This is a genomic window from Streptomyces sp. NPDC000594 (genome assembly GCF_040299965.1).
Lineage (GTDB): Bacteria > Actinomycetota > Actinomycetes > Streptomycetales > Streptomycetaceae > Streptomyces.
In genome coordinates this window covers 274,826-290,684 of record NZ_JBEPCY010000002.1, presented here as the reverse complement: position 1 = coordinate 290,684, position 15,859 = coordinate 274,826, and the positions used below count along the sequence as shown (strand labels likewise).

Here is a 15,859-nt window from a genome sequence, read left to right as displayed (position 1 = left end):
GTGCTCAGCCTTCCATGAGCGGGGCTCATCGATCGGGCCCCGGACGGGCGGAAAGGGGCCGGGGCGCATGGGTCAGCTGGAGACACGGGAGCTGGAGTGCTTTCTCGCCCTCGCCGACGAACTCCACTTCGGACGGGCGGCCCGGCGGCTCTATCTGTCCCAGAGCAGGGTGAGCCAGCTGCTCGCCGCGCTGGAGCGCAGGGTGGGGACCCGGCTGGTGGACCGCACCAGCCGGCGGGTCCGGCTGACCCCGTCCGGGGAACGGTTCCTGACCGAGCTGCGCCCGGCGTACGAGCGGCTGACCTCGGTGGTCGAGTCGGCGCGGGAGGCGGCGCTGGGCCGGACCGGCACCCTGCGGATCGGCTTCCAGTGCCTGGTGAACGCGCAGATGATGCGGGCGATCACCGCCTTTCGCACGGACCGTCCCGGGGTGGTGACCACGGTGGTCGAGCTGCCGCTGGCGGATCCCTTCGGGGCGGTGCGGCGGGGCGAGGTGGACACAGCGGTGGTGACCCTGCCGGTGGCGGAGCCCGATCTGGAGCTGGGGGCGGTCTTCTCCCGGCAGCCGCAGACCCTCGCGGTCGGGGCAGGGCACCGCTACACGACCCTGCCGGCGGTGCCCGCCGGGGAGCTGACCGAGGCCGGGCTGATCGCCCCGGCGGGCCCGGCCCCGGAGTACTGGCGCCTGGCGCAGGCACCGGGTCACCGGGACGGGCCCGAGGTCAGCACCCTCCAGGAGGGGCTGACGCTGGTCGCCGCCGGGCTGGGCACGATGCTGCTCTGCCGGCCCGCCGCCGAGTACTACGCACGGCCCGGTCTGGTCTTCGTGCCGGTGGACGGGCTGCCGCCGACCTCGCTCGGGGTGATCTGGCGGCGGGGCGAGGGCACGGCCCTGGCCCGGGAGTTCGCGGCGGCCGTCACCGGAGCGGTGGCGGTCTCCGGGGCAGCGGCCGTCACCGGAGCGGCGGCGGCGACCGGGGCAGCGCCCGTACCGGAGACCCGGTGAGCCGGAGCCCGGCGGGCGCGGCACCCACGGACGGGACCGTCGCTCACGGCCGGCGGACCTCGAAGAGGAAGCAGCCGTACTCCACCGCCCTGACATGGGCCACGGCCACCGCCGGGTCGGCGAAGGCCTCGTCCAGCGCCCGGTCGAGATCGGCCACCGCGTCCTCGGTGAACTCCACCATCCGGCCCCCGGCGATCCGCCCCTCGCCGTCGTAACGGCGTACGGTCCGCAGCACACCCTCCCGGACGAAGAGGTGCTCCGCCGGCCCCGGGAAGGGTCCGGAGGAGGAGCCCGGGAAGGGTCCGGAGGCCGGGCCTCCGCACCTCGCCCCATGGATGAAGACGGGCCCCTGCTCGTCATAGGCCCCCGGCACCACCCCCCGCTCGGCGGCCCAGCGGCGCAGCGGGGCGTAGGAGACCAGGGCGATGGACTCCCCCACCCGGGCGCGCCGCAGACAGCAGCGGAGCGGGGCCCCCTCCTCGGTGACGGTGTACGGGAGGCAGGGCCGTCCGGCGTCGTCGGTGGTCCGCAGCCCGTCCAGGACGGCGGGGTCGATGGGGAGGGCCCGGTACCGGAGGGCGGCGGGCCGGGCGTGGTGTGCCGGGGTGATGGTGTCGGTCATGGGCCCAGCCTGCCCGTGGGCCGTCCGGGGCTCCGGCGGGTTTCGGACCTCGCACCCCCGGCGAGCCGGGCAAATACCGGCGCGCGCCCCCGCCGCCCGCCGTGGAAGGATGGCGGCAAATCTGACGAAGTACGTCATGAACGAGGAGATGACAGCGTGCCTGGCACGAACCTGACCCGCGAAGAGGCCCAGCAGCGGGCGCGACTGCTCACCACCCACGCCTATGAGATCGATCTCGATCTGACCGGTGCGCAGGAGGGTGGCATTTTCCGTTCGGTGAGCACCGTGCGTTTCGACTGCGCGGAGCAGAACGCGGAGTCGTTCATCGACCTGGTCGCCGAGGCGGTGCACGAGGTCACCCTGAACGGCAAGCGGCTCGATGTGGCCGCCGTCTTCCGGGACTCCCGGGTCGCCCTGCCCCATCTGCACGAGGGCCCGAATGAGCTGACGGTCGTCGCGGACTGCGCGTACACCCAGTCGGGCGAGGGTCTGCACCGCTTTGTCGACCCGGTGGACGACCAGGCGTATCTCTACACCCAGTTCGAGGTGCCGGACGCCCGCCGGGTCTTCGCCAACTTCGAGCAGCCGGACCTGAAGGCCACCTTCCGCTTCACCGTGACGGCGCCCGCCGGCTGGACGGTCATCTCGAACTCGCCGACTCCCGAGCCGGTGGAGAACGTCTGGCGGTTCGAGCCGACGCCGCGGATCTCCACGTACATCACCGCCCTGATCGTCGGCCCGTACCACTCGGTGCACAGCTCGTACGAGAAGGACGGGCAGACCGTGCCGCTGGGCATCTACTGCCGTCCTTCGCTCGCGGAGTACCTGGACTCGGACGCCATCTTCGAGGTCACCCGGCAGGGCTTCGACTGGTTCCAGGAGAAGTTCGACTACGCCTACCCGTTCGCCAAGTACGACCAGCTCTTCGTGCCGGAGTTCAACGCGGGCGCGATGGAGAACGCGGGCGCGGTCACCATCCGTGACCAGTATGTCTTCCGCTCCAAGGTGACGGACGCGGCGTACGAGGTGCGCGCGGAGACCATCCTGCACGAGCTGGCCCATATGTGGTTCGGCGACCTGGTCACCATGGAGTGGTGGAACGACCTCTGGCTGAACGAGTCGTTCGCCACGTACACCTCCATCGCCTGCCAGGCGGACGCCCCGGGCTCCCGCTGGCCGCACTCGTGGACCACCTTCGCGAACTCCATGAAGACCTGGGCCTACCGCCAGGACCAGCTGCCGTCCACCCACCCGATCATGGCGGAGATCCGGGACATCGACGACGTCCTGGTGAACTTCGACGGCATCACCTACGCCAAGGGCGCCTCCGTCCTCAAGCAGCTGGTGGCCTATGTCGGCGAGGACGCCTTCTTCCGCGGGGTGCGGGCGTACTTCAAGGAGCACGCCTTCGGCAACACCGTGCTGACCGATCTGCTCGGCGCGCTGGAGAAGACCTCGGGCCGGGACCTCACCTCCTGGTCGACCCTCTGGCTGGAGACGGCCGGCATCAATGTGCTGCGCCCGGAGATCGAGGTCTCCGCCGACGGGGTCATCACCTCCTTCGCGGTACGGCAGGAGGCCCCGGCGCTGCCCGCCGGCGCCAAGGGCGAGGCGACGCTGCGCCCGCACCGGATCGCGATCGGCTTCTACGACCAGGACCCCGCGGACGCGGGCCGGCTGGTGCGGACCAATCGGATCGAGCTGGACGTCGACGGTGAACTGACCCAGGTGCCGCTGCCCGCGGGCACCCGCCGTCCGGCCGTGGTCCTGCTGAACGACGACGATCTGTCGTACGCGAAGGTCCGCCTGGACGAGGAGTCGCTGAAGGTCGTCACCGAGCGGCTGGGCGACTTCGCCACCTCGCTGCCGCGCGCCCTGCTCTGGGCCTCCGCCTGGGACATGACCCGCGACGGCGAGCTGGCCGCCCGGGACTATCTCTCGCTGGTGCTCTCCGGCATCGGCAAGGAGTCGGACATCGGTGTGGTGCAGTCGCTGCACCGCCAGGTGAAGCTGGCGATCGACCAGTACGCGGCGCCGGAGTGGCGGGAGGCGGGGCTCTCCCGCTGGACCGACGCGACCCTGGCACATCTGCGGGCGGCGGCCCCCGGCAGCGACCACCAGCTGGCCTGGGCGCGGGCCTTCGCGGCCACCGCGCGCACCCCGCAGCAGCTGGACCTCCTCCAGACGCTGCTCGACGGCACCGACTCGATCGAAGGTCTGGCCGTCGACACCGAGCTGCGCTGGACCTTCGTGGAGCGGCTGGCGGCGACCGGGGTGCTGGACGAGGACGCCATCGCGGCGGAGTACGAGCGGGACCGCACGGCGGCGGGTGAGCGGCACGCGGACACCGCGCGCGCGGCCCGGCCGACGGCGCGGGCCAAGGCGGAGGCCTGGGCGGCGGTCGTGGAGAGCGACAGCCTGCCGAACGCCAAGCAGGAGGCGGTGATCGGCGGCTTCGTCCAGACGGACCAGCGGGAGCTGCTCGCCGGGTACGCGGAGAAGTACTTCGCCGCCGTCCAGGGCGTGTGGGGTTCGCGGAGCCCGGAGATGGCCCAGCAGATCGCGGTCGGTCTCTACCCCTCGCTCCAGGTCTCGCAGGCCACGCTGGACGCCACGGACGCCTGGCTGGAGTCGGCGCGGCCGGTGCCGGCGCTGCGGCGGCTGGTGCTGGAGTCCCGCTCGGGTGTCGAGCGGGCGCTGCGGGCGCAGGCGGCGGACGCGGCGGCGGCCTCCGCCTGACCTCTCGCGCATGATGCCCCCGGATCCGTCCGGGGGCACCGGGGACGGGCCCGGGTCCGGTGGATGATCGCCGGACCCGGGCCCGTCCCGTCTTTCCCGGTATGTCCCCGGGCGGCGGGTGGCCGATTCCGTTCATCCCGCCCGCGCGGCGCCCCGGCCGCCCCGCCCCTCCGGGCGGCCCTCCACCCCCCGCGCCACCTGCCCCGTCCGGGGCGGCGACCGGGCCCCGCTGACTCAACCTCTAATTTGGCCGAAAATCGCCCATCTCCCGCCACTCCCGCTGGACCTGGGCTTCTGCGCCATCTCGAAGCATCTACTTCACGCCAATTTATTAACCCACCGTCATCTGTCCTAACCGGACATGGATATGCTCGCCGACTGTCGTCATATGATCATTCCCGTTCCGATGGTTTGAGGGTGCTGATGGTCCGACAGGAAACGTCGACCGGAAATCCGCGGCCTGCGGCTTCCCTTGTGTGGCTGGTCCCCGTCGTCGTCACCGCCATCGCCGCGGTCATCCCGGCGGCCGTCGTCTCCGGCTCCGCCCGGACCGTCGTCATCTGGGTCGACATCGTCGCCGTCCTCGCCATCGCCATCTCCTGCGCCGAGACCGTGCGCAGAGGCCGCCGCGTCACCCTGCTCTCCGCCCGGCTCGCCGAGCGCGAGGCCCATCTCGCCCACGCCCAGGCCGAGAACAACCGGCTCGTCGCCGAGTTGCTGCCGGAGGTCGTGGAGCGGCTGCGCAAGGGCGAGTTCCCCGAGGACATCCTCGACTCCGTGGGCGCGTCCCCGGACCATCAGATCGTCCTCAGCTCCATCCTCGACGCGGTCGCCCGCGAGGAGGATCTGCGCGAGTCCGCCCAGCGCGCCTTTGTGAACATCGCCCGCCGGGTGCAGGCCATCGTCCACCAGCAGGCCCAGCAGCTGCGGGAGATGGAGGACCGGCACGGCAAGAACCCCGAGGTCTTCGGCGATCTGCTCCGGATCGACCACGGCACCGCCCTGATCGGCCGGCTCGCCGACTCCATCGCCGTCCTCGGCGGCGCGCGCCCCGGCCGCCAGTGGAGCAAGGCCGTCCCCCTCTACAGCGTGATGCGCGGCGCCATGTCCCGGATCACCGACTACCAGCGCGTCGAGCTGCACTCCGTCTCGGAGGTGGCCGTCGTCGGCAGCGCCGTCGAGCCGCTGATCCACGCCCTGGCCGAGCTGCTGGACAACGCCACCCGCTACTCACCGCCGCTGACCAAGGTCCACATCACCGCCGTCGAGGTGAACTCCGGGATCGCCGTGGAGGTCGAGGACGGCGGGGTGAGCATGAGCGAGGAGGCCCGCGACCGGGCCGAGCGCATGCTCCGCCAGGCCCAGCAGGGCATCGACGTCAACGACCTGGGCGAGACCCCCCGGCTGGGCCTGGCCGTGGTCGGCCGGCTCTCCCAGGCCTATGGATTCCAGGTCTCGCTGCGCTCCTCCGCCTATGGCGGGGTGCGCGCCGTCCTGGTCGTCCCGCAGGAACTGATCACCACGGTCGCCTCGGCGACCGGACTGGCCCACGGCATCGGCTCCTCCTCCGGCCCCCGCGCCGCCGGCGCGACGCTGAACGGGGAGCCGCTCTCCCGTCAGCCGACCGGACCCAGCACGGCACATCCGCCGGTCGAGGACGAGCCGCCGGTCGTCACCGAACGCACCGTGAACGGCCTGCCGCAGCGCCGCCGCAAGGCCCCCGCCACCCCCGTGCCGGTACCCACCGCCGCGGCGCCGCCGCAGGACACCGCCCCCGCGGTGCAGCCGGGCATGTGGCTCACGGCGTTCCAGAACGGCCTGGCCGGTGAGGCAAACCAGACGAGCAAGGGGAGTACGCAGCCATGATTCAGCAGCAGTCCAACCAGACCAACATGGACTGGATGCTCAAGGACTTGGCGGAAGGCGTACCGCAGACCAGACACGTCATCGTCCTCTCGGCCGACGGTCTGCGGATCGCGCAGTACGGCGCCGACAACGACACCGCCGACCGGCTCGCCGCCGCCTGCGCCGGGCTCCAGAGCCTCGCGGGTGCCGTCGCGTCCGAACTGCCCGGCAGCGACGGGCGGATGCATCTCGTGGTCATCGAGATGAGCGGAGGCTTCTTCTATCTGATGGCGGCGGGGGCGGGCGCGTTCCTCGCGGTCCTCGCCGACGAGGGAGTCGACGCCGGACTCATGGGACAGCGGATGCGGGACCTCGTCCTGCGGATCGGCGAGCACCTGTCCAGCCCGCCGCGGCAGGAGAGGCGCCAGGCGTGAGCGAAGCGGGGGACTGGGAGGAAACCAGTCCCGAGCGGCTCTACGTCATCACGGGTGGTCGCAGCGGGGCCTCGGTACCGGCCACGCTCGACCTGGTCACCCTGATCGTCGCCAAGTCGCAGCCCCGGCACGGGATGCAGCCGGAGCAGGCGGCCATCATCCGGCTGTGCCACCGGCCGCTCTCGGTGGCCGAGATCTCCGCGTACATCGGTCTGCCGGTGAGCGTGGTCACCGTCCTCCTCAGCGATCTGCTGCTGGCGGAACAGGTGATCGCCCGTGCACCGGTCCAGCCCGCCCTGATCCCCGACCGAGCGTTGATAGAGGCAGTGATCGATGGACTTCAGAAGCTCTGAGCCGCGCAGCGAGGACATCCTGCCGGAGACGGCCACCGCAGCGGTGAAGGTGGTCATCGTGGGCGGCTTCGGAGTGGGCAAGACCACCCTGGTCGGCTCGGTGAGCGAGATCAGGCCGCTCACCACCGAGGAGACGATGACCCAGGCGGGTGTGGGGGTGGACGACACCCACGGGGTGGAGCGGAAGACCGCCACCACCGTCGCCATGGACTTCGGCCGGATCAGCATCAACGAGGAGCTGGTGCTGTATCTCTTCGGCACCCCGGGCCAGCAGCGGTTCTGGTTCCTGTGGCGCGGTCTGTTCGAGGGCGCCCTCGGTGCGGTGGTCCTGGTGGACACCCGGCGTCTCGAGGTCAGCTTCGATGTGATCGGGCGGCTGGAGGAGCGCCGGGTTCCGTTCGTGGTGGCCATCAATACGTTCCCCGATGCCCCCGTCCATCCGATCGAGGAGATCCGGGCCGCCCTGGACCTCCCGGCCTCGGTGCCGATCGTCGACTGCGACGCCCGGGTACGGGGGTCCAGCCGGGACGTCCTGATGACGCTGATGCGCTACCTCCAGTCGCTGGCGACCCACGCCCAGGTCTCCTGAGACGGGTGTGTCCCCCGCCGCCCGGCCGGGCGGCGGGGGACACCGTCGCGCCCGGCACGGTCACCGCGCCGGACCGGCCCCCGTGCCCGCCGGGACCCCCGTGCCCGCCGGTGCCGGTGTGGCCGGCCGTTCCTGTGTGCCCGGGTCCGCCGGTGCGGTGGTACGGATCAGGGTGCCGGTACGGGTGAGGGGCGCCGGGGCCGCGGCCGCCCTGGCCGCGGCGAACTGGCCCGCCAGGGTCGCGGCGAACGCCACCGTCATGCCCAGCAGCTGAACGGGGCTCAGCGCCTCCCCCAGCAGCGCCCAGCCGATCACCGCCGCCGTGATCGGCGACAGCGGGCCCAGCAGGGTGACCGAGGTGGCCGTCAGCCGCTCGATCCCGCGGAACCACAGCCAGTACGACACCGCCGTATTGGCCAGGGCGAGATAGAGATACCCGGCCGCCGCCCCGCCGTCGATCGCGGGCGGCGCGCCCTCCACCACCAGCGCCACCGGCGCGATCAGCAGCCCGCCCGCGGTGAGCTGCCAGCCCGTCATGGCCAGCGGGCCCACCCCCTCGGGCCGCCCCCAGCGCTTGGTGAGCACGATCCCCGCCGACATCGAGGCGGACGAGGCCAGCCCCGCCAGCACCCCCACCGCATCGAGGGCGGCCCCCGCCTGGAGCACCACCAGGCTGACTCCGAAGGCCGCCACGACCGCGCTGAGCAGCGTACGGGCGGTGGGGCGTTCGGCGAGCAGCAGCGCCGCGAGGCCCGCCACGAAGAGCGGTCCCACCGAGCCGACGACGGCCGCGACCCCGCCGGGCAGCCGGTAGGCGGCGAGGAAGAGCAGCGGGAAGAACGCCCCGATGTTCAGCGCGCCCAGCACTCCCGCCCGCCACCACCAGGCTCCGCGCGGCAGCGTCCGGGCGAGGGCGACCAGCAGCAGCCCGGCGGGCAGGGCCCGCATCAGCCCGGTGAACAGCGGGCGGTCCGGCGGCAGCAGCTCGGTGGTGACGGCATAGGTGGTGCCCCAGGAGATCGGGGCGAGAGCGGTCAGGGCGATGACGGCCGCGCGGCGCATGGCGGTTCCTTCGATTCGGCGAGTCTCCGATTCAGTGAGTCATAAGTAGCTTAGCGCTAAGCGACTTAACGTCAAGCCTCTTACTCGCTTATCACCGACCTCCGGAGAATGCTGGATACTGCTGCCCATGAACCCCACCTCAGCCGCAGAGGCGGCCGCAGCCGACGGCGACCGGGACCGCGACCAGGGCCGGGAGCACCGGGACCGGGACCGGGCCCCGGACCGGGACCCCGTGGACGCCATCACCGACCAGTGGGCCGCCGTCCGGCCCGACCTCGACACGGTGCCCATGGCCGCCTACGGGCGCATCTACCGGATCTCCCGGGCGATGGGCGACCGGACGGAGCAGGAGTACCGCCGATACGGGGTCGGCCGGGGCGAGTTCGACGTCCTCGCGACGCTCCGGCGCGCGGGCGAGCCGTACACCCTCTCACCCCGCGAGCTGTCGGCCACCCTCATGCTCACCACGGGCGGGATGACCGGACGGCTCGACCGGCTGGAGAAGGCGGGGCTGCTCACCCGCAACCCCGATCCGCACGACCGCCGGGGGCTGCGGATCACCCTCACCGCCCAGGGGCTCGACCTGGTGGACCAGGCGGTGACCGCCGGGCTGCGGGCCCAGACGGCGGCGCTCACCTCCGCGCTCACCGGGGCGGAGGCGGAGCGGCTGAACGAGCTGCTGCGCAAGCTGCTCGCGGCCCACGGCTGACCGGGACGGCCACCCCGCCCGTGCGGGCGTACGGGCGGATCCGGACATGCCAAGGCGCCCCGGGTGCGGCTGGGCACCCGGGGCGCGAGGAAGGGACACAGGGGCGGGCAGCCCCCGGGGATCAGCTCTGCGGCTGGTCCCGGGACTTGTCGAGGACCATCACCAGACCCGCGATGACCAGGAAGATCACCAGCGGCGCGGCCACGAACAGACCGAGCGTCTCGGCCACGCTCAGGCCCGTACCCGGGTCGTCGCCGTCATCACGCGTGAGGGCGAGTGCGGGCGACGACAGGAGCAGCATCATCAGCGTCGTACCGGCCGCCACGGTGCCGGCGCGCAAAGTGTTCTTCTTGTCCACGCTCCCCAACGTAGCGAACGGCTGAACGGACCGCTCGCCCGGGGTGCCGTACGGAGATCGCCGGGCCGCCGCGACCGGGGCGCGGCGGCCCGTACCCCGCTCCCGGTCCATCAGCTCCGGGGCCCGGTGAAGACCTCCATCAGCGCATGCAGCCGGGGTGCGGCGGTCAGTTCCTCCAGGGAGAGCGGGCGGCCCCGGGAGTCCGCGAGGGGGAGCCGCCAATTGGGGTAGCGGTCCCAGGTCCCGGGCATGTTCTGCGGGCGGCGGTCGCCCACCGTGTCCGGCAGCCAGATCCCGACCAGCAGTGCCGGGGTACGGGCGAGAAAGCGGTGGACCGCCCGGATCCGCTCCTCCTCGACCCCCTCGCCCGCCGCCCCGTCCTCCCCCCGCGCACCCTCCGCCAGCAGTCCCAGCGAGCCCAGCAGCCGCAGCCAGGCGCGCAGCTCGGCACGGTCGCGCAGCCGCTCCTCGCGGACCGGGCGGCCGAGCAGCCCCAGCCGTTCGCGCAGCTCCACATGGTCACCGCCGAGCCGGGAGGCGAGCGGCGGCAGATCGTGGGTGGCGGCGGTGGCGAGGCAGCCCTCGCGCCAGGAGGCGGGCGGCAGCGGTTCCCCGTCGCCGCCCCAGTTGCGCTCGAACCACAGCACGGAGGTGCCGAGGATCCCGCGCCGGTCCAGGGCGCGGCGCACCTCGGGTTCGACCGTGCCGAGGTCCTCGCCGATGACGGCGGCGCCGGCCCGGTGGGCCTCCAGGACCAGGATCGCGAGCAGGGCCTCGGCGTCGTACCCGACATAGGTGCCCTCGGTGGGGGGCCGCCCCTCGGGGACCCACCAGAGCCGGAAGAGCCCCATCACATGGTCGATCCGTACCGCTCCGGCATGGGCGAACAGCGCCCGCAGCAGCTCGCGGAAGGGGGCGTAGCCGCAGCCGGCGAGGGTGTCGGGGCGCCAGGGCGGCAGCCCCCAGTCCTGGCCGAGGGGGTTGAAGGCGTCCGGGGGCGCCCCGGTGGAGACACCCCGGGCGTAGAGGCCGGGGCTCGCCCAGGTGTCGGCGCCCTCGGGGTGGACGCCGACCGCGAGGTCGTGGACGATCCCGACGGCCATCCCGGCGTCCCGGGCGGCCCGGGCGGCGTCGGCGAGCTGTCCGTCGGTGAACCAGATGGCCCGGGTGTGGAAGTCGACCCGGTCGCGCAGTTCGCTCCGGGCGCGGGCGACCGCCGCCGACCGGGGGTCGCGCAGCGGCGCGGGCCAGCTGTGCCAGTGCGGGCCGTGCAGTTCGGCGAGGGCGCACCAGGTGGCGTGGTCCTCCAGGGCGCGGCCCTGGCGGGCGAGCCAGTCGCAGTGGTCGGCGCGGCGCCCGGGGCCGGGTTCGGCGCGGACCAGCGGCTCCAGCGCCTCGTACTTGAGCGCGCGGACGGCGTCCCGGTCGATCGGCTCGCCCTTGTGCAGGACGCCCTCGCGCAGCCGGTCGGCGCGCTCGCGCAGGGCGTCGATCCGGGCCCGGTCGGCGGGGTCGAGCAGGACGTACTCGGGGACCGACTCGATCCGCAGCTGGATGGGGTCGGGGAAGCGCCGGGAGGAGGGGCGGTACGGGGAGGGGTCGCCGAAGGAGCCGGGGGCGGCGGGTACGGCCGCGTGCACCGGGTTGATCTGGAGGAATCCGGCGCCGGTGGTCCGCCCGGCCCAGGTGGCGAGTTCGGCGAGGTCCGCGAGGTCGCCCATGCCCCAGGAGTGCCGGGAGAGCAGGGAGTAGAGCTGGACGAGGAAGCCGTGGGAGCGCCCGGGGGGCCGGGGGGCGCGGTCGGGGGCGACGATCAGCCGGGCGCGGGCGGTGTCGCCGTCGGGGGTGCGGACCTCCAGGGTGTGCACCCCGCAGGGGGCCTCGCGCCAGTCGGCCGGGGGGTCGCCGCCGTCCTCCGGTTCGAGCCGGATGTCGGTGCCGTCGGGGAGCCCGGCGAGTGCGGGCGGGTCGGGGTCGCCGAGCCAGCGGACCACGACGGGGGGCAGGGGCAGGGCGGCGTCGGACTCGGCCCGCTCCAGCGCGCGGTGGACGGCGCCGGGGTCCGAGGCGTCGATGTCCAGCGCGGCGAGGACCGCGATCAGGGTGTCGTCGGGGACGGGGACGGTCTGTCCGTCCACCGTGGTGGCGGTGGCGATCCGGTGCAGTGCGGCGAGCCTGGCCAGGCTCATGGGGGCTCCCTTCGGCCGCCCGGGTCACCGGCCCCGGGGCCCGCGCGGCCCACCGGCCTCAGCCGTGCGGCTGTGGGGGCGGTACGGGGGTGCCCGTCCCGGACGGCAGGGCGGCGGCGGTCTCGGAGGTCAGCGGGGGCTCGCTGGTCAGGGGCGGCCGGCCGGTGAGGGGCGGCTCACAGATCAACGGAGCGTCACCGGCGAGCGGGGGCTCACTGGTGAGCGGGGTGAGGTCGGCCAGCGGCGGTTCGCTGGTCAACGGCGCGAATCGGGAAGGGGCTTCGCAGGTCACAGCCGTCCCGGTGAAGCGCCGGGGCCCGGGGACGGCGGCGGGCGGGGCGACGCGGGACAGTGGGCGGGACAGCGGAGCGGACGGGGCCATGGCGAACTCTCCCTACGGACGGTACTGACGGTAATGGGTCGGTCCGCGCCTACCCCGGGGGCCGCACCGCAGACATGCCCACCCCGAAGGCGTGTTCCGCGTCACATTTCGCTCCCCGTACCGCGTTTGGCTCGAACGCATCACCAAGACTCCATCAAACGGACTGTCATATTCCGCCTAGAACGGGCAGGTCGTCCGTGTCGGTGGGAGCGCTCTGCGGAGTGTCCCGGCAAAAGCCGTGGAACGACCGGGCTCGTTGACACTCCGCGCGCCCGGGTGGTGGGGTCGCGATCAAACGGAGACCTCAGGGGTATCGAAAGGAGACATCGTGCGGTTCGGACACCGACGGCATACGGCCACCGCGCTGGCGGTCGCGGTGATCGGCGGGCTGCTCGGCGGCGCGCCGACCGCCGGTGCCTCCGTCCCTTCCGGGTCGTCCGGTGTCCCGCTCTCCTCGCCCGCCGCCGTCGCCTCCCCCCGTACCGACCGCAAGCCCGCCGACCGCGAGCAGGCGGACCGGAAGCCCTCGGGGCGCGAGGAAGCCGACCGGGAGCGCGCGGACCGGAAGCCCAGGGCTCCCCGGGCCGGTGCGGTCCACCCCGTACCCCAGTCGCTCCGTACCACCGGAAAACCCCTGCGCCTGGGTGAGCGGGCCACCCTGGTCATCGCGCCCGACACCGACCCCCACACCGGGGCCCTGCTCCGCCGGATGCTGGAGAAGGCCGGGATACGGACCCTCCACACCGCGCTCCCGGGGCGCGGCCCGCTGCTGCTCATCGGCGGCGACGCCGCCCGGGACGCCCTGCGGGCCCTCGACGCGCCCGACCGGTCCGATCTGCCCGACGGGGGCTACCGGCTGGCCGTCGGCAGGACCGGCGGCCGGGACACCGTCGCCCTCGACGGCGTCGGCGCGAGCGGGCTCTTCCACGGCGCCCAGACCCTCCGGCAGTTGATCACCGGCGAGGCGGGGCGGGCCACCGTCCGCCGGGCCACTGTCCGCGACTGGCCCGGCACCCCCGTACGCGGGGTGACCGAGGGCTTCTACGGTGAGCCCTGGACCCATGCCGAACGCCTCGCCCATCTCGACTTCCTGGGCCGCACCAAGCAGAACCGCTATCTCCTCGCCCCCGGGGACGACCCCTACCGCCAGACCCGCTGGCGCGACCCCTACCCCACCGCCCGCCAGGCGGAGTTCCGGGAACTCGCCGAGCGGGCCCGCCGCAACCATGTCACCCTCGCCTGGGCCGTCGCCCCGGCCCAGCGGCTGTGCTTCTCCGACGACGGCGACATCCGGGCGCTGAGCCGCAAGCTCGACGCCATGGCGGAGCTGGGCTTCGGCGCCTTCCAGCTCCAGTTCCCCGATGTCAGCTACAGCGAGTGGCACTGCGAGCGGGACGCCCGCACCTTTGGCTCCGGGCCCGGCGCGGCGGCCCGCGCCCAGGCACGGGTGGCGAACGCGGTCGCCCGGGAGACGGCCCGGCGGCACCCGGGCGCACCGCCCCTCTCCCTGCTCCCGACCGAGTACTACCAGGACGGCGCCACCGCGTACCGGCGCGCCCTCGCCGAGGAGCTGGACCAGGGGATCGAAGTGGCCTGGACCGGGGTGGGGGTGGTGCCGAGGACCATCACCGGCGGCGAGACCGCCCGCGCCCGGGAGATCTTCGGCCGGCCCCTGGTCACCATGGACAACTACCCGGTCAACGACTACGCCGAGGACCGGCTCTTCCTCGGCCCCGTCACCGGCCGGGAGCCCGCCGTCGCCACCGGGTCGGCCGCGCTGCTCCCCCAGGCGATGCGGCAGGCCACCGCCTCGCAGATCCCGCTCTTCACCTCGGCCGACTACGCCTGGAACCCCCGGGGTTACCGCCCGGGGCCCTCCTGGGAGGCGGCCGTCGCGGAGCTGGCGGGGGCGGACCCACGGGCCCAGGAGGCGCTGCGCGCCCTGGCGGGCCATCAGTCCTCCTCGGTGCTGGACCCGGTGGAGTCCCTCTCTCTGCGACCCCTGATCGACGCCTTCTGGCGGCTGCGCGGCGCCGGGGGCGAGAGCGGACCCCCGCGCGGCAAGGACAAGGGCACATCCCCTCGGGGGAGCGCCCCGGCCCGGGACCGGGCCGCCGCCGCGCTGCGCGACGGGTTCACCGTGCTGAGCCGGGCCCCCGAGCGGCTGCGGCGGACGGCCGGCGGACGGCTCGCCGACGAGACCCGCCCCTGGCTGGACCAGCTCGCCCGCTACGGCCGCGCCGGTGAGCTGGCCGTCGACATGCTCCAGGCCCAGGCCCGGGGCGACGGCGAGCGGGCCTGGCGGGCCGCGCTCGACCTGGAGCCGCTCGCCCGGCGGGCCGCCTCGGCCGAGGTCACGGTGGGGGCGGGGGTGCTGGGGCCGTTCCTGAAGCGGGCGCTCGCCGAGAACGCGGCCTGGACCGGCGCCGATCGGGTGCGGGGCGGCACCGATCGGGTGCGGGGCGGCGGCGCGGACCGGGCACCGGACGGCGCGGGCCGGGACATGGTGCGCCTGGCGCGGGCCCGTCCGGTCTCCACCGTGACCGCGCTCACCGAACCGGGCCCGGCCCCGGGGCGGATCGAGGGGCGGGTGCCCGGCGAGGGCTGGCGCCCCCTCGGCACGCTCTCCCCCGGCGGCTGGACCCAGGTGGACGCCCGGGGGCTGCGGCTGGACGCGATCCGGGTCGTCCCCACCGGTCCGGCGCCGGGCCCCGGGTCCGGACAGGTGCCCGCACCGCCCCGGCCCGCCGTACGGGCCCTGGTGCCCTGGTTCGCCGATGAGCCCGCCGCCGGTCTGGAGCTGGGCCGGGACCGTACCGACGCGGTGATCGGCGGGGCGCCGCAGCGGGCGGAGGTACGGCTGACGCCCCGCCGGCCCGGCGCGGTCCGGGGGAAGGTGACCGCGAAGGCCCCGGCCGGGATCACGGTCCGGGCCCCCCGGCGGACCACGGTCCCCCGGGGCGTGCGGACGACGGTGCCGGTCGAGGTCTCCGTACCGAAGGGCACCCCCTCCGGCGAGTACCGGGTGCCGCTCTCCTTCGCCAGTCAGCGGGAGACCCTGACCGTCCGCGCCTATCCGCGCACGGCCGGTCCCGATCTGCTGCGGGCACCCGGCACCACGGCCTCCTCCTCGGGGGACGAGACACCGGACTTCCCCGCACCGGCGGCGGTGGACGGCGACCCGGGGACCCGCTGGTCCTCACCGGCCGAGGACGGCGCCTGGTGGCAGGCGGCGCTGCCGCACCCGGTCCGGCTGGGCCGGGTGGTACTGCACTGGCAGGACGCGTACGCCGTGGGCTATCGCGTCCAGGTCTCGTCGGACGGCCGTGTCTGGCGCACGGCGGCGACCGTACGGGAGGGCAGGGGCGGCCGGGAGTCCATCCGGCTGGACAGCAGGGCGCGGTACCTCCGGATCCAGGGGGACGAGCGGGCCACCCGCTTCGGCTACTCGCTGTGGTCGGTGGAGGCGTACGCGGTGGCGGAGAAGCCCTCGGAGGCACCCGGGGACGGGCCGCGCGACCGCTGACCGTCCCGCCCGGCCCCCGCGCCCCTACCCCGGTCCCCGGCCCCG

At 74.1% G+C, this 15,859-nt stretch carries 13 protein-coding genes; 8 read left to right on the top strand and 5 right to left on the bottom strand.

Translation table 11 applies throughout. The annotated features are described in order from the left end of the window. The first annotated feature begins 67 nt into the window (after positions 1–67). A complete protein-coding gene (locus ABT354_RS04005) occupies positions 68–1,006 on the top strand; it encodes a LysR family transcriptional regulator (protein WP_351488631.1) in 939 nt (312 codons plus the stop codon). A 43-nt stretch (positions 1,007–1,049) separates the two neighbouring features. Here ABT354_RS04005 and ABT354_RS04000 read toward each other — a convergent pair whose 3' ends face one another. Next, a complete protein-coding gene (locus ABT354_RS04000; protein ID WP_351488629.1) occupies positions 1,050–1,628 on the bottom strand; it encodes a DUF1203 domain-containing protein in 579 nt (192 codons plus the stop codon). Positions 1,629–1,784: 156 nt separating this feature from the next. Between ABT354_RS04000 and pepN the strand changes: the two genes are divergently transcribed. The 5 genes from pepN to ABT354_RS03975 all read left to right on the top strand — a co-directional run bounded on the left by pepN (position 1,785) and on the right by ABT354_RS03975 (position 7,588). Continuing rightward, entirely contained in the window at positions 1,785–4,367 is a 2,583-nt protein-coding gene (gene pepN, locus ABT354_RS03995; RefSeq protein WP_351488627.1) for an aminopeptidase N, read from the top strand. 423 nt (positions 4,368–4,790) lie between these two features. Beyond that, positions 4,791–6,233: a sensor histidine kinase gene (locus ABT354_RS03990; protein WP_351489178.1), complete on the top strand. Its 1,443-nt coding sequence runs from the start codon at positions 4,791–4,793 to the stop codon at positions 6,231–6,233. After that, complete coding sequence (locus tag ABT354_RS03985; protein ID WP_351488625.1) at positions 6,230–6,646, top strand: roadblock/LC7 domain-containing protein; 417 nt, start codon at positions 6,230–6,232, stop codon at positions 6,644–6,646. The genes ABT354_RS03990 and ABT354_RS03985 overlap by 4 nt, the downstream gene beginning before the upstream one ends. Next, on the top strand, positions 6,643–6,999 hold the full coding sequence (locus ABT354_RS03980) for a DUF742 domain-containing protein (protein ID WP_351488623.1): 357 nt from the start codon (positions 6,643–6,645) through the stop codon (positions 6,997–6,999). The genes ABT354_RS03985 and ABT354_RS03980 overlap by 4 nt, the downstream gene beginning before the upstream one ends. Further along, positions 6,980–7,588, top strand: coding sequence for a GTP-binding protein (locus ABT354_RS03975; protein WP_351488621.1), 609 nt, complete (start codon positions 6,980–6,982; stop codon positions 7,586–7,588). Before ABT354_RS03980 ends, ABT354_RS03975 begins: the two co-directional genes overlap by 20 nt. A gap of 60 nt (positions 7,589–7,648) precedes the next feature. Here ABT354_RS03975 and ABT354_RS03970 read toward each other — a convergent pair whose 3' ends face one another. Next, entirely contained in the window at positions 7,649–8,650 is a 1,002-nt protein-coding gene (locus tag ABT354_RS03970; protein WP_351488619.1) for an EamA family transporter, read from the bottom strand. A 127-nt stretch (positions 8,651–8,777) separates the two neighbouring features. Here ABT354_RS03970 and ABT354_RS03965 point away from each other — a divergent pair, with 127 nt between their 5' ends. After that, positions 8,778–9,359, top strand: a complete 582-nt coding sequence (locus ABT354_RS03965; RefSeq protein ID WP_351488617.1) for a MarR family winged helix-turn-helix transcriptional regulator — start codon at positions 8,778–8,780, stop codon at positions 9,357–9,359. 121 nt (positions 9,360–9,480) lie between these two features. Here the strand turns inward: ABT354_RS03965 and ABT354_RS03960 are convergent, their stop codons facing one another. From ABT354_RS03960 to ABT354_RS38020, 3 genes are all read right to left on the bottom strand, one after another. Further along, positions 9,481–9,717 carry a hypothetical protein gene (locus ABT354_RS03960; RefSeq protein ID WP_351488615.1) on the bottom strand — a complete coding sequence of 79 codons (237 nt, stop codon included), beginning with the start codon at positions 9,715–9,717 and terminating at the stop codon, positions 9,481–9,483. A gap of 110 nt (positions 9,718–9,827) precedes the next feature. Further along, positions 9,828–11,906, bottom strand: coding sequence for a 4-alpha-glucanotransferase (gene malQ / locus ABT354_RS03955; protein WP_351488612.1), 2,079 nt, complete (start codon positions 11,904–11,906; stop codon positions 9,828–9,830). A 58-nt stretch (positions 11,907–11,964) separates the two neighbouring features. Continuing rightward, a complete protein-coding gene (locus tag ABT354_RS38020) occupies positions 11,965–12,165 on the bottom strand; it encodes a hypothetical protein (RefSeq protein ID WP_502983313.1) in 201 nt (66 codons plus the stop codon). 451 nt (positions 12,166–12,616) lie between these two features. Between ABT354_RS38020 and ABT354_RS03945 the strand changes: the two genes are divergently transcribed. Further along, the gene (locus ABT354_RS03945) at positions 12,617–15,814 is read left to right on the top strand and encodes a glycoside hydrolase family 84 protein (protein ID WP_351488607.1); all 3,198 of its coding nucleotides are present in this window, start codon (positions 12,617–12,619) and stop codon (positions 15,812–15,814) included. Positions 15,815–15,859: the final 45 nt, after the last annotated feature.